We start from the raw sequence: 22,202 nt of genomic DNA on the forward strand, positions 1-22,202 counted from the left end.
TTAGAGTTGCACTCTAGTGTTGAACTCTAGCGTCGGACTCCAGATAAGGACTCAGGAGTCGCATTCAGCTGAGGCATCCATCGCCAAAGACAAGCGCTAGCACTACCGAACGGACAGATCGCATGACCAACGACCATGACTACGTGATCGCCGCCGACCTCGTCTTCGACGGGCGACAGGTCCTCGAGCGGCACGCCGTAGTGATCGAGGGCGACCGCATCACCGCCGTCGCCCCAGCCGATCAGCTCATCGGCCGGGGCCGGACCATCGACATTGCGGGCACTCTGCTCCCAGGCTTCATCGACCTACATGCCCATGTGCTGCTCGACAGGACTCCACCCGACACCGTCCTGCGGCACGGCATCACCACGGTCCGGGATACCGGCGGCCCACTCGTGCGGCCATCCGGCGGTGACGGTCGGCTGCGAGTGCTCGCCGCCGGGCCGATCCTCACCGCACCCGGCGGCTACCCGATCCCGGTGTTCGGCAAGGACGTAGCGCTCGAAGTACCCGACATCGCAACCGCACGGGCCGCAGTCGGTCAGCTCGTCGACGGCGGTGCTGCCTTGATCAAAATCGGGCTGGAACCGGGCGGGTCGGCAGGAGCGCCATGGACCGCGCACGAGACGACGACCCCACCGCCGTGGCCGCTGCTCTCCAGGGAAGTGGTCGCCGCGATAGTCGCCGAAGCTCACGCCAACGGCCTGATCGTGTCGGCCCATCTCAGTGGACCCGTCGGTGCCGAACTCGCGCTCGATGCCGGAGTCGACGAGTGGGCGCACGTGCCGTGCGACCTTCTTCCGGATGCCCTGATCGCCCGCGCGGCAGCCGCCGACGTACGCGTTCTCGGCACCCTGGATACCCAGTCCCGAACCACGGGGGTCTTCCAGAACGCCGTTCGTCTCGTCGAGGCAGGAGTCCGGCTGCTCTACGGCACCGACTTGGCCCATCCCGACGTGCCTTGGGGCATAGACGCTTTCGAGCTGCAGCTGATGATGCACACCGCACGCGGAGCCCTGACACCCGCAGATGTGCTGTCGGCGGCCACCGCGCGAGCAGGCGAACATCTCGGGCTCGCACCGCTCGGTCAACTCGTCGCAGGCGCGCCTGCCGATCTCATCGCGGTCAACGGCAACGCACTCGAGCGGTTCAAATTGCTCGAGTACCCTGACCTCGTCGTCTCGGGCGGCGTTATCGTCGTCGAGCCGACCGGTTCGACAGAGGCCGCAGTATGAAGCACCAACCTTCGTGGAATCTATTGCTCGCCTCGGCAATCGGCGCACAGGCCGCATCACACGCATACGCTTTCACACTGCGCACCGTCCTCGCCCACAACGTCGGGCGGCTGACGGCCGGTAACCCCGAGCCACTGCTGCGCGCCTTCGCCCACCACGCCACCCTCGTGCTCGACGGCACCCACTCGTGGTCGGGGCAGCACCGCGGAAAGCCCGCGATCCGCGCCTTTTTCGAACGCTTCCTCGCCGAGCGGATCCGCGGCGAACTACACGAGGTCCTCGTTGCCGGACCACCGTGGCGGACGCTGATGACTGCTCGGTTCACCGATGAGGCCATCGACGCCGACGGCCGCATTGTCTACCAGAACCACGCAATAATCCTGGCGCACGTCCGTTGGGGAAGAATCGTCTATCAGCGCATATTCGAGGACACCCAGCGTGTCGCACGATTCGACGAATACCTGGCATCTTCGAATTCAGTGGGGGAACAGTGAAATACACCGAATATCGGTCCTTCGACGCGACAGGTCTAGCGGAGCTGGTCGCCCGCCGTGAGGTTTCGCCTACCGAGCTTCTCGACGTAGCAATCGAACGCGCCGAACAGGTCAACGGGCGGATCAACGCGATCGTGCGACCGATGTACGACATCGCGCGCACCCGCAGCCGCGGGGAACTCAGCGGACCGCTGGCGGGGGTGCCGTTCCTCATCAAGGACCTGATGCAGGACTATGCCGGTCTGCCCACCGGGGGTGGCTCGCGGGCACTGCGCAATCAGGTCGCCCCTGGCCACAGCGCGGTTGTCGAGCGCTGGCTCGATGCTGGACTGGTGATCTTCGGCAAGACCAACACTCCGGAATTCGGGGCCAAGGGGATCACCGAACCCGAGGTGAACGGACCGACCCGCAACCCGTGGCACCTCGACCACACGCCGGGCGGATCGTCGGGCGGCTCCGCGGCAGCGGTCGCGGCCGGGATCGTGCCGGTCGCCGGGGCGAACGACGGCGGTGGCTCGATCCGGATCCCGGCGGCCTGCTGCGGACTTTTCGGCCTGAAACCGGGCCGCGGCCTGGTGCCCTGCGGCCCACGCCACGCCGAATACCTCCACGGTGCGGCGACCGACGGCGTGGTCTCCCGCACCGTCCGTGACACCGCGCTCATGCTCGACATACTGACTACCCGGCCCGATCCGGGCGGCCCCTACCTCTCCGCACGCCCGAACGAGTCCTATCGCGAGCTGGCGCGGCGGACGCCGACCCGACTACGCGTCGGTTACACGACACGCTCGCCGATCGACACACCCGTGCACGCGGAGTCCGTCGCAGCCGTCGACCACACCGTCGCATTACTGACCCGACTCGGCCACGACGTCGAACCGGTCGAATTCGAACTCGACGGTCAGCGGATGGCCGCCGACTTCCTCACCATGTGGTACACCGAAATCGCCTCGACCACAGCCGAAGCCGAACGCATAACCGGCGCACACGCCACCGAATTCGAACTCGACACCCGCCTACTCGCCGCCGCTGGTCGCGCGCTGAAAGCGCCCGACTACGCAGCCGCCCACCACAGGTGGAACGACTACACGCGAACCTTGGCCGCGTTCCACGAGAACTACGACCTACTCCTCACCCCAACCCTCGGACATCCGCCCATCCGCATCGGCCAACTCGACACGCCCGCCCTGCTGCGGTTTCTCGGCACGGCATTCCTCCGGCTCGGTCTCGCCGGTCCGCTCACCAAATCCACCCAGTGGAAACAGACCGTCCTGGCCAACCTCGCCTCGGTCCCATTCACCCAGCTGGCGAACATCACCGGCCGCCCGGCCATGTCCGTCCCCCTCTATCGCCTCCCCCACGGGCTTCCGCTGGGTGTGCAGTTCATCGGCGGACTGGGCAGCGAGCCCACCCTCCTCGCCCTGGCCACCCAACTCGAATCCGAATCGCCTTGGGCACACCACGAACCGGCACTCTGACGATATGCGCCCTGCCGTCAGCCGATGGCGATCGACCGTGTGCACGAGTCCGGCAGTACTAATGGACTGTTAAGGAACCCGTCAGCTGCTGCGCCAGGTGTCATGAGCGACTGAGAATCAGCTGGCCGGCTTTGGATTCACCGAGGCCGTCGTCCGAATCCGAACCTCCTCGGGAGACTTCCATGACTGCCCCCACGATTGCTGCCGCACCAGGTGGACTCCCCGTTCTGGGACACGCGCTCCGGCTGCTCAACGAGCCATTGGAATTCTTCGAATCGTTGCGCGAACACGGTGACATCGTCCGAATCAAGCTCGGACCACAGAGCGCGTATGTGCTCAATTCCGCGGAGTTGGTTCGTGGGGTATTGGTCGCAAGGCACCGTCAGTTCAACAAGGGCGCGGCGATCGAGGGGGGCCGAGATCTGTTGGGCTACGGCCTGATCAGCTCCGAGGGCGATATGCACCGACGGCAGCGGCTGATGATGCAACCTGCATTCCATCGGGAGCGGATCGCGGAGTACTCGGAGATCATGCGTGAGCAGATCGTCGAACGGACCGGCGCCTGGCGTAACGGTCAGACCGTCGACGTCCGCGCGGAGATGAGCGCGCTGACACTCGCGGTAACGGCCAAAACGCTGATCTCCTCCGATGTGGGAAACGATCTGGTCGAGGAAATGCAGCACAGCATGCCGCGCTTGTTCGAGCTGCTGTACCAGCGGCTGGTGACGCCGCTGCCCGCGTTGAACAAGCTACCGTTGCCGCGCAATCGTGAATATTCGGCGATCCTCACGCGATTGCACCCGATGATCGACAAAGTGATCGCCGACTATCGCAGCGTCGACACCCCGCGCAACGACCTGCTCGGCATGCTGATGCAGGCACAGGACGAGTCCGGAAACATGCTGTCGGATCAGGAGATTCACGATCAGGTCGCCTCGATCCTGGTTGCCGGCACCGAAACCACCGCCGCAACACTCGCATTCGTCTTCCACTTGTTGACCGAGCATCCGGATATCGAGGCACGGCTACATGCGGAGGTGGACGAGGTGCTCGGTGGCAGGCCCGCGGAGTATGCGGACGCGAGCCGGCTCACCTACACCGCGCAAGTGATCAGCGAAGCGCTGCGGTATTACCCGCCCGCCTGGATCTTGACTCGGGTTGCCATCGAAGATGTGGATCTGGATGGTCATCTGATCCCGAAGGGTGCTTCGGTGATATTCAGTCCCTATATCGTGCTGCGCGATCCACGACTGTTCCAGGATCCCGGCAAGTTCGATCCGGACCGATGGGGACGAGAACGAATCGCCGAGATCCCGAGGGAGGCGATGGTGCATTTCGGTGCCGGGCCGCGCAAGTGCATCGGCGACGTATTCGCGGTCGTGGAGGCAACGCTCGCGCTTGCGACGATGGCCGCCGGATGGCGGCTGGTGGCAGCGCCAGGAGCAGTGCTGGAGATGGTCGCGGCGACCACCTTGACGCCACGCAATCTGTTCCTGACCCTCGAGAAACGGAGATCCTGACCATGCCGTCGTCCCGGCGGTCGGTAACCTCTGACGCGAGCCCTGATGCCGAGGCGACGTCGCGGGTGACCGTCCGCAAGGCGGGAAATGTTGAACTACAGCCTCGACCGCCGCATGATCTGTGCTGTGGACGCGGTGGATCATATTTTTCTTCCCAAGTACGTCCTCGACACCACCGGCCTGGCTGAATCAGTTCGGCAGCGGCTGGCCGATGAGGTCGATGTGCCCGGCTGGATGTTGTCGAGCACGAGCGCGATCTTGCCCAGCGATCGTTACCTACGGTTGTGGGAGTTGGCCGAGCACGAGCTGGACGATCCGGATGTCGCACTGCGGGCCGCGCTCGCGTACGTACCCGGGCAGTTGGGACTGATCGACTATCTCTTCACCACGGCGCCGACGCTTGGCGAGGGACTCGCGTTGACAGGGATGTACATCGGCACTTCTACGACCAACCACCACTTCACCATCGTCGGAGAGTCCGAAGATCAGATGAGCGTCGACCTGAGTCTGCTCCAAGGGGAAGGCCGCGGGCGAGATCTGGCCATTCAGGTCGCCTTGGCGGGCACAGTGACAAAGATACGTCGTGTCACCGGCCAGCAGGTGAACCCGGTGCGCGTCCGATTTCGACAAAGTGCGCCACCTCGGCACGATCAATTCATCGAGCTGTTCGGCACAGCCCGCATCGATTTCGGCGCACCGACCAACCAACTCACCTTTCGGACCGCCGACCTCGCCTTGCCGATGCTGACCGCCGATCCAGTGCTGGCCGCCATCCTCCACCGCAGTGCGGGCGCCATGGCACAACCTCGGATCACCACGTGGTCCGAGCGGCTGCAACAGGTGCTGGCAGTCATGATGGACGACGGCACGGTCACGATCGATCCAGTCGCGCGCCGCATGGCCATGAGCAGGCGCAGTCTGCAACGTAGGCTCGCTGAGGAAGGAACCACCTGGCGACAGGAAATCGACCGCGCCCGACGCAGCCGGCTGGAAGATCGGTCCCGATGGTCGCCCACGACGAACAGGACCGAAATGGCCCACCTACTCGGCTATTCGGACGCACGCTCACTCGGTCGCGCGTACCGACGCTGGTCCCAACCCTGACCGTCGTGACCTAGGACGCCGCGTCGACTCGAGCCGGGTCGCCCCACCGGTACCCATGGCCGCGGATAGTGCTGATCAGCCCCGGCCGATCCAGCTTGGCACGCAGCCAGGTGATGTGCACATCGAGCGACCGCGATACCGAGACAAACGCGTCCCCCCACACCCGATCCATCAGCTGCTGCCGACTCACTGCCATCCCCGGCCGCTCCACCAGGATCCGCACAAGCTCGAACTCCTTGCGAGTCAGCGGTATCGGCTCGCCCGCCACCTCGACACACCGCGCCCCCACATCCACCCGCACATCCCCGGTGACAATCACGCCGTTCGAAGCCGGACCGATGTCGGTGACGATGTGCCGAGCGGCCTTCTCCAACCTCGCAATCAATTCGCCCACCCGGGGCGGCCGCACCATGCAGTCGTCGGCGCCACCGCGCAGGGCACGCACGACCGAACGCTCGTCGCCGTGGCCGACCAAGATCACCACAGGTATCGAACTGATCGCTCGAAGCTGCCGCAACACCTGCAGCCCAGGGATATCGGGCAAGGCGAGATCGAGGACGATCGCGTCATACCGGTGATGGGAGGTCAGTACATCCAGACCCCACCGAGTGCGATCGGTAGTGAAACCTCGCGCCATCAGCGCCTTGATGAGTGTGTCTCCGATGTGGTCGTCATCCTCGACCAGCAATAGCCGCATCACCCGTTCCCCTGCGCTTTTCGGTCGTTGCCCCGATGACAACACCGCCGAGAAGGTAAGCGTGCGTCGCTTCCGGCCCATTGGACAGGACAGAACGTGCCGATTCGATGCCAATCGATGCCATATTCACGGCTCGGCCGAAACCAGAGCGAATCACCAGGCGGCCAACTCCTCGGCGACATTCCGACGAGGAACTGCCGACCGGACGTCCTACCACCTCGACACCGCAAGTCGGCCGTGGGACGTCACCGAAGGATTGCGAGGCCACTTCGGCGCTTGACTTGTCGAGGTCACCAGTGCGCCGAGTACTGGACCACCGCGATCGCGTCGGTTGGACGACGTCACTTTCGCCGATTTCGGCCGGACCGACCTCGTATGCGTCCGAAATATCTCGCAAGTCGGTGGAGTGGTTAGTGTTGGTCTATGACCGAGGCGCCAGCACAAACGGAGATGCCGCACCGCATACGTGCCGATGCGCAGCGCAATCGGGACCGCATCCTGGCGGTGGCCGAAACAGTCATCGGCGAGCAGGGCGCGCAGGCCTCGCTGCGGGATATCGCCCGTCGCGCCGAAGTCGGCCTCGGCACGCTCTATCGTCATTTCCCCACCCGCGACGCGCTGCTGGCCGACCTGCTCGGCGATCGTTTCGAACAGCTCGCAGTCCGGGCCGCCCAGCTCGCCGACGGAAAGCTGCCCGCCGCCGAGGCACTGCGAGAGTGGTTGTGGGAGTTCAGCATTGGAACCAGTTCCTACCGCGGTCTGCCCGCCGCGCTGGTCGACACATTGCACGACGAGCAGTCGCCGCTGCATGGGGCGTGTGCGCGGCTGCAACAGTCCACGCATGTATTGCTCGAGCGTGCACAACAGGTCGGCGCTGTCCGTGCTGATGTGGACAGCGCCGACCTGTTCGCCCTCGCCGCGGCCGTCGGCTGGGTCGTCGACCAGTCGATTCCGCTCGCCGGACGCCATCAGCATCTGTTCACCTTGATGTTCGACGGTCTCGCGGCGCACTGAACAGGCCGGTCGAAAAACGAACGGTCACTGTGGCTTCGGCAGCACCCCGATTCCGAACATCTCGTGTGCGAAGCCGAAGCCCAAATCGTCGACCAGCCGCCTCTTCCAGGGCCGTTGTGCGACCGCGTGGGTCAACCGTCGCGTCGTGCGGGGCTTACTCGCGATCAACTCGGCCAGCTCCCACGCGCGCTTCAGCAACTCCGCCGGTGGGAGAACCTCATTGACCAGTCCCAGCTGTAGGGCGGTGGCCGCGTCGATCGGCTGCCCGGTGTAGAGGTAGTAGGCAGCGCGCTTGGCGCCGATCAGCTCCTGCAATGTCAACTGCTGGCCGTCGCCGGGCACCACACCCACCGAGAAGTGTGGGTCGATAATCGTGGCAGTGTCCGCTGCCAGAGTGATGTCGCACAGCAACGCGATCTCGGTATGCGCGGCACTGGGTCCGTTGATGGCGGCGATCGTCGGGATGTCGACCGCGAAGATCAGATTCTCCAGCAACTTCGAGCCGTCGTAGTACGCATGCTCGTAGGCGTGGTCCAACGGCAGCTGCGCCTGCGCCCGCTGTATCTCATCGTTCTGCTCTTGCGTCGTAGCCGCTGCCGTACGGAACCACTCCTCGCCGGTGCCGGTCAGTATCAGCACCTCGTTATCCGGGTCGTTGCCCACCTCCAGCCACAGCTGCGCCCATGCGTTGTGCGTGGCGAACCAAGCCCCGTCGGCAGTCACCGAGGCGCCGCTGGTGTGCAGGGCGACTTCGAGGATCCCGTCCTGACGACGAAACCGCGCGTAATCGGCGTACTTGACCGAATACTCCTCGAGCCGCGGGCGCGGCACGAACCCGCCGACCGAACTCTGCCAATCCTTGAGATCCGACATGGATCCACCTTCCCGAGTAGAATCGGAGCACTGCTCCACTTATGACTATATGGAGCAGTGCTCCATATAGCAATCCCGATGCGGCGCAGACGGGAAGGCGAGATCTCGGCTGCCTGAAACCTCAGACCTATCGGGCCGGACCCTGGATCCAGGCCACAATCGCGTGCGGAGCTCGTCAGGAAGCTCCTCGTACCAGGAGTGCTCCAGCACCCTTTCAAGATCCAGGACACACGGGCGCGGAAAGAACTCCTCGGCCATCGGATCGTTGTCCAGTTCGGACGTGGGCGGATCGGTCAGCACGTCCGTCACGTCCGTCACGTCAGCCGCCCGCCGCCAGAACACCCGGACGGCCTTGCCGAACGTGCGCGTCCATGCCCGGAACAACACGGGAAAGGTCAACCGGCGACACATCAGAAGTGTGAGTCACTGTGCCGTCTTGCCGAAGTACCACATCCGCGCAAGGGGGCCTGCTGGATCACTACGCCTTTCATTCGCAGCTTCTCCGTAGCTGCCGGAGTAGTGCCAGTGCGGGAAGTCGTTGGCCAGCGCGTTCGCTCGACGTTCGATCACGGTATAGCGGGCGGTCAGATCGTCGGTGTCGATGTGGGCCGCTTGAGCTGTGGTTTGGCCGGGCCATTTGCGGTAGAGCAGGCCGACGCTGGCCGAAAAGTAGCCATCCGCAACGGCATTGGCCGCGAGGAGGAGTCCTGTGTCTTCTGATGCCGGGAGCCCCATCCAGCCGCCGAGAGCGAGAACGAGCTGGGTGCGAATGCACAGGGTTGCCGGGTGCACCTGGGCGCGATAGTTGTTCGAACGCCAATGAGCGAGGACGGCACCGCGTTCGATCACGCCCTCGTCGGGATCGCTGTCGAAACCGATCACCGAGCCGTCCAGCAGTAGATCGAGCACTCGCGATGTCGTCCAGCCGATATCGAATCGCTCGAGAGCATCGATGTCTCGCGCAAGTACTTCTTCGCTGAGTTGGTCGTCGGCATCGAGGGTCTTGGCCAGTTCACCGCGTACGCGGCCGAGCGCCAACGTGCGGGCGACTCCAGGCCCGCCACGCCGGCCGACGGCGAATCGAATCCGGTCGTCATCGGGCAGCCCGACGGCGATCCCGCCTTCACTGAATCCATCGGCCTGCACGATCCATTCCCAGCTCCACCCTGACGGCAAGATCTGCTTGGCAAGGGACTCGTATGCGGCGGCCATGTACTCGGGCAGGGCTTGATAGACCGGCGTGATTACGGAAATGAGTCGGGTCATTTCGTCCACCTTTCGAGTGGGGTCTCGTAGACGAGCTCGGTCCGGTCGCCCGGCAGCGTGACATCGGCAACCTCTACGACACGTCCAGTCGTATCAATGGACGTCTTGCGGATGAGAAAAACGGGGACACCCGAGGCAATGTCGAGCAACTCGGCCTCCTCCGGTGTCGAAGGTCGTGTCGTGACGGTCTCGACGACACGATCGAGTTCGATCCCGATTGTGAAGAACTGGTGCTGCGTCCCGCCGGGCCATGGCTCATTTCGGTCATCCAGCAGCCGGGGGTCAGCGGCAACCATCTCGTAGATCAGGTACGACCGCGCCAAGTTGAACGGTGCGACTTCGTTCTTCGATCGCGTGCGGTAGTCGCGCTGCAACAGCTTGGTGCCGACAGGTACGCCGAAAGATTCGGCCAGATCGTCATTCGCCTGTGCCACAGTGTATTCGGCCTCGAACTCGAGTTCCGAGACATCGAGGCCGGTATTCCGTTCGGTCGATCCGGTGGCCGCACGAACAGGTTCGGGCTCATGGATCCGAGCCTTGTCGAAATGGTTGTTGGTGTTGCTACGGCGTACTTTTCGGCGCGGCGGTCGTACGTACACGCCAAGGCCCTGCCGTGAATCGATCAAGCCTTCGCTCCGGAGCACGTCCAGCGCTTGGCGAACGGTTGGCATGCCGACGCCATACTTCGCGCTGAGAGTTGCCGAGGTCGGCAGCTGCTTTCCGGCCGCAAACTCGCCCGTTCGGATCGATTCGCGCAGGTCATCGGCCAATCGCTCGTACTCGAGTGCCATGACTCGAGATTAGTCCTCACGGTGTCTTGACAAGTCCCGACTCGTGACAGCTTCGAGAGGGGCTCGATTCAGAGCAAAGCACGGGCCCCGGAGCGGACCGCATTCCAGTCGGTACTGGTTCGACGCTCCAGCGCTTTCGGCAGCCATTGCATCCTGTCTCCATGCTCACGGCGCAACCAGGCGACATCCGATTTCACGCCCTCCGGCGGACCCGATGCCTCGAGTCGGCTCACCCGCTCGTCCATTGCCGACAACAGCGCTCTATCGAATTCGTTGACCGCCGCCAGGAATTCGGAGGTCGGGATGGTGGCACGGTCGACCGGCGGGCGAACGAATTCGATCACACCGTCGGGATCTATCGGGTACCACCATTCGATCGTCATGCGATCGCCGGAGCCGTCAACTGTTCGCCACCACATGAAGCTGGGCCCGAATCTCATGTATCCGGTGTCGACGAATCGGTGGCTGCGCAATGTCATTGCGGCATCGACCTCCCGCGCCAGCGCATCGTCATTGATCGAGGCATCCAGCACCTCCTGCGACCACTGTTCGGAGTCGCTCCTCAGGAAGTCGATCAAGTCTGCGGGGACGGGTTCGAGCGCTTCCGGGAACAACGCGAGGATGTCCTCCCAGAGCCGGACCACGTAGTAGTCGATATACCGTTCTTCGTCCCCGACATGTCCCGCATCCGAGAGGTTCGCACCGTCCCCGCGCAGCTGCTCGATCGACCGATCCGAATACCGCATCAACTCGAAGCCGCCGACATCGAGGCAGTACCAGCCCTGGGTCAGTCCGAACCAGTGGAGCTCGCTGTCCTTGCCCCAGGGATGCACCTCGGCCAGCGGCGCCAGTCCGAATCGGATGGACATCGCCGTGCTCATGGGGCCACCGGAGGTGCTGGGTGCGGCAGCTGGGTGCGCATGCGGTGATTCTGCCGCAGCCGACCCGGTAGGACTTGTTGCGGTGTCGGTGATGACGTGATTCCACACCCGACGGGAACAGCAGGGTCCTCGACTGCCCGGTCAATAGGCTCAGCGCCTCGATGGCTGTGCGGTCTGCTGCTCGATCACACTCGAGGCAACGTTCAACAGCTACGCACGCGGAGTAACCGGTGACCGGCCGGGGAGTGGCGCGGGCGCCCGGCGCCCGCCCAGCTGTGCATCCGAGGTGGACTTGGAGGTAGCTACAAAAATATCCGGGCGGACCGGGTCGAACTTCGTACTTCTTGTTCCTAGCTGCGCGGTTGGCGAAACGGTGTACTTGGCGCCTATGCCCGATTCCGAAGCCGAGTTACCCTCGGCCGGCGCCGACTCGAGAACCGCGATAGCCACTGCTATTGCGCGGTCCGAACCACTTCCCGAAGTGTCGTCACCAATCGTCGAACGATCCAACCGGGCAAGTATCGGAACCCGAATCGCCCAACCACTGCTGCGTGGCACGGTCGGGCTCGGGTTGGCAACACTGGCGCGGATAGGCGGCTACGGCCAGCTCGAGCAGATGCTCTGGCTCGGCCGCCTCATCGATCTACCGGCCGCTGTGCTCGTCCCCCCGAACGGCACCAAACGTCGGCGGGTTCAGTTGGAAGAGTTCCGCGCCGAATGGTTATGGCACGACCTGGCCGACCCAAGCCAACGGCAAGACTCGGCGCTGCTGTACTTCCACGGCGGCGGGTACATCAGCGGCGGCCTGAATACCCATCGGCGCCTCGTCGCCAAGATCGGGCGGGCCAGCCGGATGCCCGCATTCCATGTCGATTATCGACAGTTACCAGACGCGCACTTCACCGAGACTCTCGACGACGCGGTCGAGTCGTATAAGTACCTGCTCGCGCAGGGCTTCCAACCCGAGCGCATCATCGTGTCCGGCGACTCGGCCGGTGGCGGGCTCGCCTTCCGGCTCGCGCTGGCCACCCGGGAGCGTGGGTTGCCGATGCCCGGCGGCATCTCCGCGATCGCACCATGGGCCGACTTCGATTCGACGACCCGCAACGCCCACCCCAACCGGCACCGCGATTCCTACCTACCCACCCGGATTCTGGAAACAATAGTGCGGCAAGGCTTTGCCATCGATGGCGAACTCGACTCGACATGGTCATCGGTCAACCATGACTTCACCGACCTACCACCGGTCCTGATCCAGGTCGGCTCCACCGAATGCCTGCTACCGGACGCCGAGATACTGACCCGACGCTGCGCCCGAGCGAACGTCGCCATACAACTTCAGATCTGGGACCGCGCACCGCACGTCCACCACATCGGCTCGGATCTGCTCTCCGACGCCCGAGCCGCGATCCGCGACCTGGGACAGTTCCACCGCCAGGTGATCACCGGACAAATCCCATCGGCCAACGGCCGGATATCAGTGTGCGACAGACGAAATACCGGTTCCTGAGACCATGGCAGTGCAGAGAGGTCCACACCTGACCGCGCCGTCCGACCAACGCACTGCCATGCCATGCCATGTCACAGTCCAATTTCCGGGTTCCCCGCCCATGCACTACCAGGCCGACTCCACAGCAGCGCACACTTTCGCGAAGGCAGTGTATGAAATGGGACTGGCAACAATTCAGATCGATCACGATATGCACGAAGCACGGCAGCCCATGCCCTATCAGCGGCTCTGGCGATGAACACCATGACTGATGCCGCCTGCTGCAGCACTGTCGATCGTGCTTCGGTCAGCGGCTCGAATCAGAAGCTCCAACGTCCGATTCGGGCGATGCGGCGCATTGCCGGAATGAACCGGATCGCGAAGAGCTGCAGCTTCATTCCGAGTGTGACGTCGGAAAAGGACTCCTTCAAAACGTCCGACTCGGCCCATTCGGACGCGTCGAGACTGGTTATCGGATGGAGCCCGTACTGCTCGAACTCGGCCGGATCATCGACGCCCCAGTAGAGCGTGGAACCTGATCGGCGCACCACGGGATTGGTCTTCTGCAACTTGATGCCGAGCCGGCTGAAGACATCACAGATCAACTGACCGGTCGGGAACTTCGCGACCAGCCGTCGCAGCAGTTCGGCGCCGTCGTCCGGCTTCAGGTACATCGTCAAGCCTTCGGCGACGATCAGCGCGGGACGGTCCGAGGGGATGTGGTCGAGCCAACCGAATGCGGTAATCGGCGTTCCGATCGTCTGATAAGCCTCGCGGTCGGGATAGATCTTGCGGCGCAGGTCGATGACATCGGGATAGTCGATGTCGAACCATGTCACCGTGGTGGGTGGGTCGAGCCGAAAGACCCGACTGTCCATTCCGCACCCGAGGTGCAGCACGATCGCATCGGGGTGTTCGAGCAGATACTGCGCCGCCCACTCGTCGATCACCTTCGCGCGCACCGCAACCGTGACGGCCACGTCGTCCTTGACTCGAAGTTCGGCGAAGTCGTAGTCGATCTGTCGCAGAGCCGCCTCGGCCGCCTGATCGCCGAGAATCGGCTTCTCTCGCCGATTGTCGAGCGCCCGACCATACAGGGTGGCCAGCATGGTCGCCTTCTCCTCGGTGAACCGAACCTTCTCCACTGCGGTTGCTCCTGTCAGTAGTTTCAGAGACCGATAACGGGTTCGTGCACCAACGGCAACGAACGACTGCGGTGGGCAAGCCGTTGGACGGCAGCGTCTCCCCGGATTCGATTTGCCCGCTTGACTGTACGATCCCCCAGGTATCAGTGGGTAGACGCTTGAACTCTACGTCCGTAGAGTTCAATAAGCAATCACCATCGGAGGGCAGGTAGCACCTATTGCCATGGCAGCGGGTACTTCTCGGGTGAATCACGTCCATGCAGGCGCTCCCCCGTTCTTACTCGTACATGGTGACCAGGACACGGATATACCGGTTTCCGGCGCGCGGGACTTCGCCACGAGGCTGCGCGCCGCGGTCGCGCAGCACTGTCGTGTATGCCGAACTACCCGGTGCGCAGCATTCACTCGACTTGTTCCGCTCCCCACGATTCGAGAGCGTGGTCGACGCTGTCGGATCGTTCTTGGATAACGTTCGGAAGCCCAAAATCGGCCGTGGAATGGACACTGGACACATTCCATCCAACAAGTTCCCGCAGTCGCCGCGGAAACCGTCAGAGCCTCGCTAGACGGTGCTCTCACAACAACGATCTCGCCACCGGCGCCGAGGCCACCCGAGCCGGGCTCAGGCGGTATCGCGCAGCGGCTCCACGCGTCCGTCGACTGTCAGGAGGGCGAGCGTCGGTTTCGGTGTCCAATAGATCCGGCCGTTTTCGAACTCCTGGTAGGTCCCGGTGTCGAAGGGGATTTCGTCGGATGTCGGCCAGCCGAGGGGCCCGTTCTCGAATCCGCTTCGATTCCATCGCTCACGGATTTCGCCGTGCACCAGGTACACCGGCCGACCGTTGCGCCGGTAGAGAGCCCCGTTCTGAAAGCCTTGCACCTCGCCCCATACTTCGTCCTTCGGGTCGCGCAGCACGGTGTGATCGGTGATCGGGTAACCCAAAGGTCCTGCTTCCCAACCTGTTTCCGTATACTTCTCGAACAACGATTCCGGGATCGGATGCGCACCGGTGGACGGATGCCAATAGATATATCCGTGCAGGAACTGAACGAATCGTCCCACACCGTCAGCTGTCTTCATTTCGCCCTCGGGGCCCTGCCGCGGGCCCAGCCAGGGCGATGCGGCCGCCTTCTCGCCGATTGCTCCGGCTATCGATACGCCACTGGCGAACTCTCGCACGTGGCTCTCGAAGACACCCCAGGGGAAGTTCCAGCCAACGTCGGTATGCGTGCCGATCCCGAGGCACTCGGTCACGTATTTATGGTCGGAGATCCCGTCCCTGCGCGTATACGGCGGGGCGATGACATCGGTGGCGAATCCATACTTCTTCGCATCCTGAACCGCCAGCCAGGCGGCTATCCGAAGGTCATCTTCGATGGCCAACCATTCGTCGGTCGACCAGGACGCCCGGCTGCCCGCGAAGCAGAGATTGATCGTATGACTGTTGGCATCCAAGACCGACCACGACGCGTAATCGGTATCGACAACATCGCAGACGATCCCATCCTTGACCGTGTAGTGGTACGAGACGCCGTTGGCGGTGTTGTTGAGATATGCCGCCAGCGATTCGGCCGTGCCGTTGCCCTCCTGGGTGTGCAGCAGGAAGTTGGTGATACGAGCTCCCCAACGCTCCGAGCGGGAGTTCCCCATCCTGTCGATTTCGGTGTATTCGGGGGCGTTCACGGTGTGTTCTCCTTGCGTCGCAGCGCGAACGATGGACCACTGCCCGAAGTCGGCAGCCAAGATGTCGTTGACGTCGACCGAGCTACCGTCGATGAGCGGGCCCGGATTGGATGGGGTGTCGATGACGCGCTGATACAGGACGGCCTCGGGAGTATCGAGCCGGTCGCCGGACCACGCGCGCGTCTGCCAGGCCCAGTACCGGCCCTCGGAAGTCCGACCGATCACGCCGTCTTCGATGGCCCAGGCGCACACCTTCGACGAGCCGTAGATGCCGGTCCACTCCGGCCCGATCGAGTCGTTGACACCCCGGAAGAAGTCGACTGCCCGGTCGTTCCATTCGTCCAGCCCGATGTCCTCGTCCACCGCGAAGAAGATCGGGCACCGGTCCGATCCGCCCGCAGCGGAATGGATTTCCCTGGCCTGACGGCCCATCCGATGCCCGCCGTCGTAGCCCGTGGTCCAGTCCGAGGGCGCCTGGGCATTACCGGGCTTGCCGTATTGCCATATCGAAACAATCTCGAGGCCAACGGCTTTCAGCCGATCAGCATATTCCTTGGTCACCGGCTTGGCGCCGAAACCGGATCCGGGCCTGCTCGGTGCTACGTAGACCAGGACAGCACTATGCCCGGCAGCCTTGATGGCCTCGGGATCGATCAAACGTACGGCGAAATCAACTGCTGTCGACATGTGGGAACCTCCATTGGTCGAGGACGGTGGGTCCACGGCTTCAGCCAGCAGCGGCAAAGGGGGCGAGCCGGTCCGATCCGGGCGGCGCCCAGGAGTGCCGATGCCACTCGAAGTGCACGTGCGGGGCGACGCCGCCGTTGGATGTGGAGTCGGGGTTGATCCGGGCGATGCGCTGCCCGGCTTCCACCCGATCGCCTACTGCAACTTCACGAATCACGTGTCCGTACACGGTCGTGCCGCCGCCGTTTTCGGTGTGATGGTCGAGGACGACCCAGCCCGCGGGGTCGGGCCCGCCGAACCCGGATGCCGGACCCGCGAATACCACCGTGCCAGCTTGGACCGCATAGACCGGTACTCCGCCGCTGCCGCCCGGCCGGCTGAGATCGACCCCCCAGTGGAAATCGTCGCCACGGGAACCGAATCGGGAGGTGACGATACGGCCACGCGGCAATGGCCAGTATCTGGTCATGTCGGGCCCGCAAGATTCCGGTTGTCAGATGCCTCGATCACGCTGCCCTCCAGGAAGACACAGCCGACCGCTGTAGCGAAGCGGTTGCCCTACCGAGTAGAGCAGGGTTGCTGACCCAGTTCCTCATCTGAACGGATGAGAGCGCGATGCCCCTGCAGAGGGCATTCAGGAGAGTAGAATCGAGTATCGGACTACTTGTCTGACGTGCCTCCCGAACACCTATCATCAGCACCTCTGTTCAATTCTGGATGATTGCCGTTTCTCTTGTGCCGCAGGTCATTTCATATGGCGATGACAATCGAGAGGTTTTCCGCGATCGTGGCGCGAATCAATCGCGCGGCGATGCATCCTCGTGACTGGTCGCAGGCGGTGCACGATATCGTCACGGCGCTGGGCGCGAAGCACGGCGGCTTGGTCGTGTCCGGCTCGAGTAGCCGGCGGATGACCGCCTGTTCACTCGGCGCGGACGATTTGCGCCGCAGCTACAACGCCCGATTCTGGCGTATCGATCCGATCGCGAGTGCGCTCGAACACGAACCCGCCGGTGTCATCACGACATGCGAAGAGCTGCTGGGGCCGGATTACCTGCGCCGGCACCCATTCTTCCGCGACTGGATGGTTCCACACCGGCTCGGCAACGGGATGCTCGCGCTCGTCACCAGTGGCGCCAACACATCCTGGATCGGGGTGTATCCCGATCCAGGCCACGACCTCGACCGAGCACTGGCGACATCGACAATGCGCCTGCTGCTCCCCCATCTGCGGCATGCATTGAATGTCCAGTCCTGTTTGGCAGATGTCCGGACCGAGCGTGACCAAGCCATCGCCGTGCTCGCCGTGCATCGGCATGGGCTGGTGATCGTGTCGAGTTGCGGGGCGATCAGCTACGCGAACCCAGCGGCATTGTCGATCCTGGAATCGCGAGACGGCCTCGGCATGGGACGCCGCGGCCACCTCGAATCATCGGACAACCGATCCGCGGTCGGGCTGCGCGCCATCATCAATTCGGCACTGCGCGAGTACGGGCCGCACGTCGGAGGGCGCGCCCTCATTCCCCGGCATAGCGGCGGCAGCTCGTACGCACTGCTGGTGGTGCCGCTGGATCCGAAGGTCGAGTGCCGCGACGAGCGCACATCGGCGGCGCTCGTCGTCATCGTCGACCCGGATCAGGAAACATCGGGAGGGCCGATCGCGCTACAGCAACTGTACGGGTTGACCGCGGCCGAAGCGCGCGTCGCGGCGGCGGCACTGCGCGGCGCCGGGTTGCGGTCGATCGCGGAAGAATTGGCGGTCTCGGTGAACACCGCGCGCACGCACCTACAACGCGCCTTCGAAAAGACCGGAACGCATCGGCAGGCCGAACTGGTTCGGATGCTGACAACAGTGCTGTCCGGAACCGGCCAGTTCGAGGGAACTACGAATCACGGTGTCCGCACCAGCCCCGCCCCTCCCCCACAACCCGAGTCCGACAAGAGGGCTGCACACGACGAGGGAGGCAGCGCCGAACACAGCAAGGACCGACCGCAGTCTGGATAGAGAGCGCCGAGGTAAACCGCCGCCCCCGACCTCATCGACCTCCACGTCGGACAACGCACTTCTCCCCTGCCGAAGATCCGCGTTGCTCCGACGCACCGGACACGCAGGCCGCATGATCGGTACGGGCGCGAAACAAATCTGTTCGGCGCACCGAATCCTGGACCCGTTGCCGGAGAACCGTTGCCGGACAGGCAATCCGGGCACATCAGGTGTAGGTGGCGCGGTCCGGACGGACTGAAATATCGCGCCTACAGCAGACTTTGGGTGGCGAGGCGGGCGAGGCAGGTGTCGACGACGTCGGCGGCAGAGTCGGGTCCCTTCCCCGCGGCCCACAGTTCGGTCGCCAGGCGCACGGCGGTATTGGCCATCGCGGCGGTGAGGGCGACGTCGAGGTCGTCGGCTGAGCGACCGGTGCGGGCGGCAAGGATGGGAATGAGCCGGGTTTCGCAGTCGTGCTGGACGCGCAGCCAGGTCGCGCGCAGGGCGGGGAGTTGGGTGGCGGCGCGCACCAGCGGACGCAGGCTCGTCTCGGCGATGCCCTCCGCCGCCAGCGTGCCCGCGGTGGCCGTGCGGTAAGAGCGGCTCAGCGCTTCACGCAACGGCACGTCGGGCGGGCAGGCGGCGAGCTCGTCCGCCCAGGCCTGGGTTCCGATGGCCAGCAGCGGCGCGACGACATCTTCCTTACCGGCGAAGTAACGGTAGAAAGTGCGCAGCCCCATACCCGCGGCAGCGGCGATATCGTCGACAGTCGTTGCGGTGTAACCGTTTTCAATGAAGAGGTGCGCCGCCACCATCGCCACTTCTCGGCGCGTGGCCGCGCGGCGGGTCGCACTGAGTGCCGGACGCCCCGGTGCGGGCGCGGCACGGTTTCGCTTGCTGGTCACAGGTGTAGGGTACCGAGACCGAAACATTTAATGGCGCGGAGTGCCATTTGCGGCATATTGTGTCAGAAACAGTTCCACTGATGCAGGAAGAGAGCCCATGAACCGTCTCGAACAGCGCCGCATTCTGGTCACCGGTGCGGGATCCGGCATCGGTCAGGCCACCGTCCTCCGTCTGCTGTCCGAAGGCGCGGTCGTCGTCGGCGCCGACGTCAACGCCGAGGGCCTGGAACTGACCCACAAGCAAGCCGCCGAAGCGGGCACCGACACCCGGCTGACCACACTCGCAATGAACATCGGCCGGGAGACCGACGTGATCGCGGGCGTGAAGAGCGCCATCGAATCCCTCGGCGGGCTGGACGCACTGGTCAACGCGGCGGGTATCCTGCGCGCGGCACACACCCACGAGACATCGCTGGACTTGTGGAACGAGATCATCAACATCAACCTCACCGGCACCTTCCTGGTGATCCGAGAGGCGCTGCCTGCACTGCTCGCCAACCCGCGCAGCACCATCGTCAACTTCAGCTCCACCTCGGCCAACTTCGCACACCCCTACATGGCGGCGTACTCCGCGAGCAAGGGCGGCATCCAGACGCTGACCCACGTGCTGGCACTGGAATACGGCAAGCAGGGTTTGCGCGCGGTCAGTGTCGTCCCGGGTGGCATCAAGTCGGGCATCACCGACTCGACCCCCGGCTACCTCCCCCAGGACTCCGACTGGTCCCTGTTCGGTCGCCTGATCGCCGTTCTGCCGCAAGATAATCCGGAAGAGCTGGCAGGCCCCGAGAACGTGGCCGGTGTCATCGCAATGCTCGTCTCCGATGACGGCCGCTTCATCAGTGGCACCGAGATCCGGATCGACGGAGCGGCACACACGTAGTCGCGCCACGCTACCGACGGATAACCAACGGCGGGCCGCGTCGCCGTCCCCGCCGACCTACGCACGATCCGCGGCCGGCTCGACCCGGCCGAGCACCCCGTGATCGACCTCGGAGTCGCATCCTGACCATGCCGAATTCACCGGCACGCCTACTGAATCGGCACCAATGACCAGGCACCGCCGCCCGTAATTTCCAGACGCGCGGTGTGATGCCGGTCGACCGTGGCGCGATGCGCGACGCTGACCAGGATGAGATTGGGCAGTTCGGTGCGAATCAGGGTGTAGAGGGCGAATTCCAGACCTTCGTCCACGGCGGAGGTCACCTCGTCGAGGAACGCCGCCTCGGGTCGGATCAGCAGCAATCGCGCGAATGCCAGACGCTGCTGCTCACCCGGCGACAGGATGTCGGCCCAGTCCGCCTCCTCGTCCAACCGGGTAGCCAGTTGGCCGAGCTGCACCTTGGTGAGCGTGGCCCGCAGCGTCGCATCCGACGCACTTCCGGGTGCGGCCGGGTAGCTGACGGCCGCGCGCAGATCGCCGAGCGGAAGGTAGGGCAGTTGCGAAATGAACAATGTGCCGGTGGTATCCGGTCTGCCGACCACGCCGTGGGTGTAGGGCCACATCTCGGCGATGGAGCGCAGCAGGGTGGTCTTGCCACTCCCGGAGAGCCCCTTGACGACCACCGAGTCTCCGGCGCGCAGCCGCAGATTCAAGTTCGCGATCAGGATCGCGCCATCGGGTCGACGCACTTCCACCTCGCGCAACTCCACCGAATCACTCAGCGCGCGCACCTCGATCTTGGGCAGAGCGCCGGCGAACTCACTGGCCTCGAATAGTCCGAACAGACGCAGCAATGTCGCACGGAACGCCGCGAATTCACTATAACTATTGCGGAAGAACGACAGCGAGCCCTGGATCTGCCCGAATGCCTGCGCGGTCTGCTGGACGTCACCGAGGGTCAGCGTCCCTGCGAAGAAGTGCGGCACTTGCATGACCCACGGAAACGCCACGGCCGCCTCAGTGGCAGCCTGATTCCAGCCGATGAACCGCGTGCCGAACAGCACGAGGTGGCGATAGATTCGCAGCACCTGCGCGAATCGCGCACGCAATCCGTATCTTTCGGTGTCTTCGCCGCGATAGAAGGCGATCCGCTCGGCATTTTCACGCAATCGGACAAGCGCATAGCGGAAGTTCGCCGTCGCGGCCTGATAGCGGAAGCCGAGCCCGATCAGCGGATGACCGATCCAGAAGGCGACCGTCGTCACTATCAGTACGTAGACGAAGACGAAAAACACCATCGCTCTTGGGATTCCGACACCGAAGATGGTCAGGGTCTCCGACAGATCCCACAGAATTCGGGTGAATGACACCACCGACACCACCGCGGTGACCGCCCCGAGCGACAGCGCCCTGGAACGGGCGATCATGTCGGTGATGTCCTGCTCGATGCGCTGATCCGGGTTATCGATGGGCGCATCGATGAATCGGATCCGATAGTAGGCCTGATCGACTATCCATTTCCCGGTCGCGCGCTCGGTCAACCAACGCCGCCAACTGATTTCGAAGGCCTGACCGAGGTAGTAATCCAACACGGTACGCGCCACATCGATGACGGCGAGCACAGTGAACACGATCATCGAGTGCCAGAACGCGGTTTCGGACCTGTCGAGCGCCGCACTGTCGCCGCGCCCGAACGCCTCGGCGGCATTCTGTAAGGAAGTCAACAGGTCATTGCCCTGGTAGGACATCAACACCTTCACCCGAACCGACAAGACCGCGCTCAACAACAGCACCCCGAAGTACGGAATGCTGCGCCATGCCGCAGGACCCGTGAAGAAAGCCCCTGTCACCAACCGGAAGTGCCTCCCCCACTCCGTGATCCGCAGCACCACAGCCATGACGACCAGGAATGCGACGCCCGTGACGGTGAACGCGGTGAGCAACCAGTGCAACGAGGCGACCAGCTCGTCGCTCCAGTCCCGTGACGCACGCACCGCGGCCTCCGATCGCAATTCGGTCAACCTCGATTACACAGTCGAAAATCCGATAGCCACCACACACCGACAGGCATAAGC

Annotated in this window: 19 protein-coding genes; 9 read left to right on the forward strand and 10 right to left on the reverse strand. The window is 63.9% G+C overall.

Translation table 11 applies throughout. From position 1 onward, the window contains the following. The first annotated feature begins 122 nt into the window (after window positions 1-122). The 5 genes from ACLMAL_RS30265 to ACLMAL_RS30285 all read left to right on the forward strand — a co-directional run bounded on the left by ACLMAL_RS30265 (window position 123) and on the right by ACLMAL_RS30285 (window position 5,831). Window positions 123-1,235: an amidohydrolase family protein gene (locus ACLMAL_RS30265; RefSeq protein ID WP_412002189.1), complete on the forward strand. Its 1,113-nt coding sequence runs from the start codon at window positions 123-125 to the stop codon at window positions 1,233-1,235. Beyond that, on the forward strand, window positions 1,232-1,729 hold the full coding sequence (locus tag ACLMAL_RS30270; protein WP_412002190.1) for a nuclear transport factor 2 family protein: 498 nt from the start codon (window positions 1,232-1,234) through the stop codon (window positions 1,727-1,729). The genes ACLMAL_RS30265 and ACLMAL_RS30270 overlap by 4 nt, the downstream gene beginning before the upstream one ends. Beyond that, window positions 1,726-3,207: an amidase gene (locus ACLMAL_RS30275; protein WP_412002191.1), complete on the forward strand. Its 1,482-nt coding sequence runs from the start codon at window positions 1,726-1,728 to the stop codon at window positions 3,205-3,207. The genes ACLMAL_RS30270 and ACLMAL_RS30275 overlap by 4 nt, the downstream gene beginning before the upstream one ends. A 182-nt stretch (window positions 3,208-3,389) precedes the next feature. Beyond that, window positions 3,390-4,727: a cytochrome P450 gene (locus ACLMAL_RS30280; protein WP_412002192.1), complete on the forward strand. Its 1,338-nt coding sequence runs from the start codon at window positions 3,390-3,392 to the stop codon at window positions 4,725-4,727. 87 nt (window positions 4,728-4,814) lie between these two features. Then, the gene (locus tag ACLMAL_RS30285) at window positions 4,815-5,831 is read left to right on the forward strand and encodes an AraC family transcriptional regulator ligand-binding domain-containing protein (protein WP_412002193.1); all 1,017 of its coding nucleotides are present in this window, start codon (window positions 4,815-4,817) and stop codon (window positions 5,829-5,831) included. Window positions 5,832-5,841: 10 nt separating this feature from the next. Here the strand turns inward: ACLMAL_RS30285 and ACLMAL_RS30290 are convergent, their stop codons facing one another. Beyond that, complete coding sequence (locus ACLMAL_RS30290) at window positions 5,842-6,528, reverse strand: response regulator transcription factor (protein ID WP_412002194.1); 687 nt, start codon at window positions 6,526-6,528, stop codon at window positions 5,842-5,844. Between the two features lie 423 nt (window positions 6,529-6,951). On the opposite strand from ACLMAL_RS30290, the gene ACLMAL_RS30295 reads away from it, so the two are divergent. After that, window positions 6,952-7,542 (forward strand): TetR/AcrR family transcriptional regulator, encoded by a 591-nt coding sequence (locus ACLMAL_RS30295; protein ID WP_412002195.1) that lies wholly within the window; start codon window positions 6,952-6,954, stop codon window positions 7,540-7,542. Window positions 7,543-7,566: 24 nt separating this feature from the next. Here ACLMAL_RS30295 and ACLMAL_RS30300 read toward each other — a convergent pair whose 3' ends face one another. The 4 genes from ACLMAL_RS30300 to ACLMAL_RS30315 all read right to left on the reverse strand — a co-directional run bounded on the left by ACLMAL_RS30300 (window position 7,567) and on the right by ACLMAL_RS30315 (window position 11,353). Next, window positions 7,567-8,415, reverse strand: coding sequence for an enoyl-CoA hydratase/isomerase family protein (locus tag ACLMAL_RS30300; RefSeq protein ID WP_412002196.1), 849 nt, complete (start codon window positions 8,413-8,415; stop codon window positions 7,567-7,569). A 423-nt stretch (window positions 8,416-8,838) separates the two neighbouring features. After that, window positions 8,839-9,681 carry a glycosyltransferase family 2 protein gene (locus ACLMAL_RS30305; RefSeq protein WP_412002197.1) on the reverse strand — a complete coding sequence of 281 codons (843 nt, stop codon included), beginning with the start codon at window positions 9,679-9,681 and terminating at the stop codon, window positions 8,839-8,841. Continuing rightward, window positions 9,678-10,472, reverse strand: a complete 795-nt coding sequence (locus tag ACLMAL_RS30310) for a GntR family transcriptional regulator (protein WP_412002198.1) — start codon at window positions 10,470-10,472, stop codon at window positions 9,678-9,680. Before ACLMAL_RS30310 ends, ACLMAL_RS30305 begins: the two co-directional genes overlap by 4 nt. A 68-nt stretch (window positions 10,473-10,540) precedes the next feature. Then, the gene (locus ACLMAL_RS30315; protein ID WP_412002199.1) at window positions 10,541-11,353 is read right to left on the reverse strand and encodes a DUF5984 family protein; all 813 of its coding nucleotides are present in this window, start codon (window positions 11,351-11,353) and stop codon (window positions 10,541-10,543) included. Window positions 11,354-11,834: 481 nt separating this feature from the next. Here ACLMAL_RS30315 and ACLMAL_RS30320 point away from each other — a divergent pair, with 481 nt between their 5' ends. Continuing rightward, window positions 11,835-12,863: an alpha/beta hydrolase gene (locus ACLMAL_RS30320; protein ID WP_412002200.1), complete on the forward strand. Its 1,029-nt coding sequence runs from the start codon at window positions 11,835-11,837 to the stop codon at window positions 12,861-12,863. Window positions 12,864-13,162: 299 nt separating this feature from the next. Here the strand turns inward: ACLMAL_RS30320 and ACLMAL_RS30325 are convergent, their stop codons facing one another. The 3 genes from ACLMAL_RS30325 to ACLMAL_RS30335 all read right to left on the reverse strand — a co-directional run bounded on the left by ACLMAL_RS30325 (window position 13,163) and on the right by ACLMAL_RS30335 (window position 16,827). After that, on the reverse strand, window positions 13,163-13,987 hold the full coding sequence (locus tag ACLMAL_RS30325) for a class I SAM-dependent methyltransferase (protein ID WP_412002201.1): 825 nt from the start codon (window positions 13,985-13,987) through the stop codon (window positions 13,163-13,165). A gap of 622 nt (window positions 13,988-14,609) precedes the next feature. Continuing rightward, entirely contained in the window at window positions 14,610-16,358 is a 1,749-nt protein-coding gene (locus tag ACLMAL_RS30330; protein WP_412002202.1) for a glycoside hydrolase domain-containing protein, read from the reverse strand. Window positions 16,359-16,398: 40 nt separating this feature from the next. Further along, complete coding sequence (locus ACLMAL_RS30335; protein WP_412002203.1) at window positions 16,399-16,827, reverse strand: murein hydrolase activator EnvC family protein; 429 nt, start codon at window positions 16,825-16,827, stop codon at window positions 16,399-16,401. A gap of 291 nt (window positions 16,828-17,118) precedes the next feature. Here ACLMAL_RS30335 and ACLMAL_RS30340 point away from each other — a divergent pair, with 291 nt between their 5' ends. Further along, the gene (locus ACLMAL_RS30340; protein WP_412002204.1) at window positions 17,119-18,363 is read left to right on the forward strand and encodes a helix-turn-helix transcriptional regulator; all 1,245 of its coding nucleotides are present in this window, start codon (window positions 17,119-17,121) and stop codon (window positions 18,361-18,363) included. A 248-nt stretch (window positions 18,364-18,611) separates the two neighbouring features. Here ACLMAL_RS30340 and ACLMAL_RS30345 read toward each other — a convergent pair whose 3' ends face one another. Further along, entirely contained in the window at window positions 18,612-19,247 is a 636-nt protein-coding gene (locus ACLMAL_RS30345; protein ID WP_412002205.1) for a TetR family transcriptional regulator, read from the reverse strand. A 97-nt stretch (window positions 19,248-19,344) separates the two neighbouring features. Between ACLMAL_RS30345 and ACLMAL_RS30350 the strand changes: the two genes are divergently transcribed. Next, window positions 19,345-20,127, forward strand: coding sequence for an SDR family NAD(P)-dependent oxidoreductase (locus ACLMAL_RS30350; RefSeq protein ID WP_412002206.1), 783 nt, complete (start codon window positions 19,345-19,347; stop codon window positions 20,125-20,127). A gap of 149 nt (window positions 20,128-20,276) precedes the next feature. Here ACLMAL_RS30350 and ACLMAL_RS30355 read toward each other — a convergent pair whose 3' ends face one another. Then, window positions 20,277-22,121 (reverse strand): ABC transporter ATP-binding protein/permease, encoded by a 1,845-nt coding sequence (locus ACLMAL_RS30355; protein WP_412002207.1) that lies wholly within the window; start codon window positions 22,119-22,121, stop codon window positions 20,277-20,279. Between the last annotated feature and the right edge of the window lie 81 nt (window positions 22,122-22,202).

It is taken from the genome of Nocardia sp. CWNU-33 (assembly GCF_046764895.1).
Taxonomy (GTDB): Bacteria; Actinomycetota; Actinomycetes; order Mycobacteriales; family Mycobacteriaceae; genus Nocardia.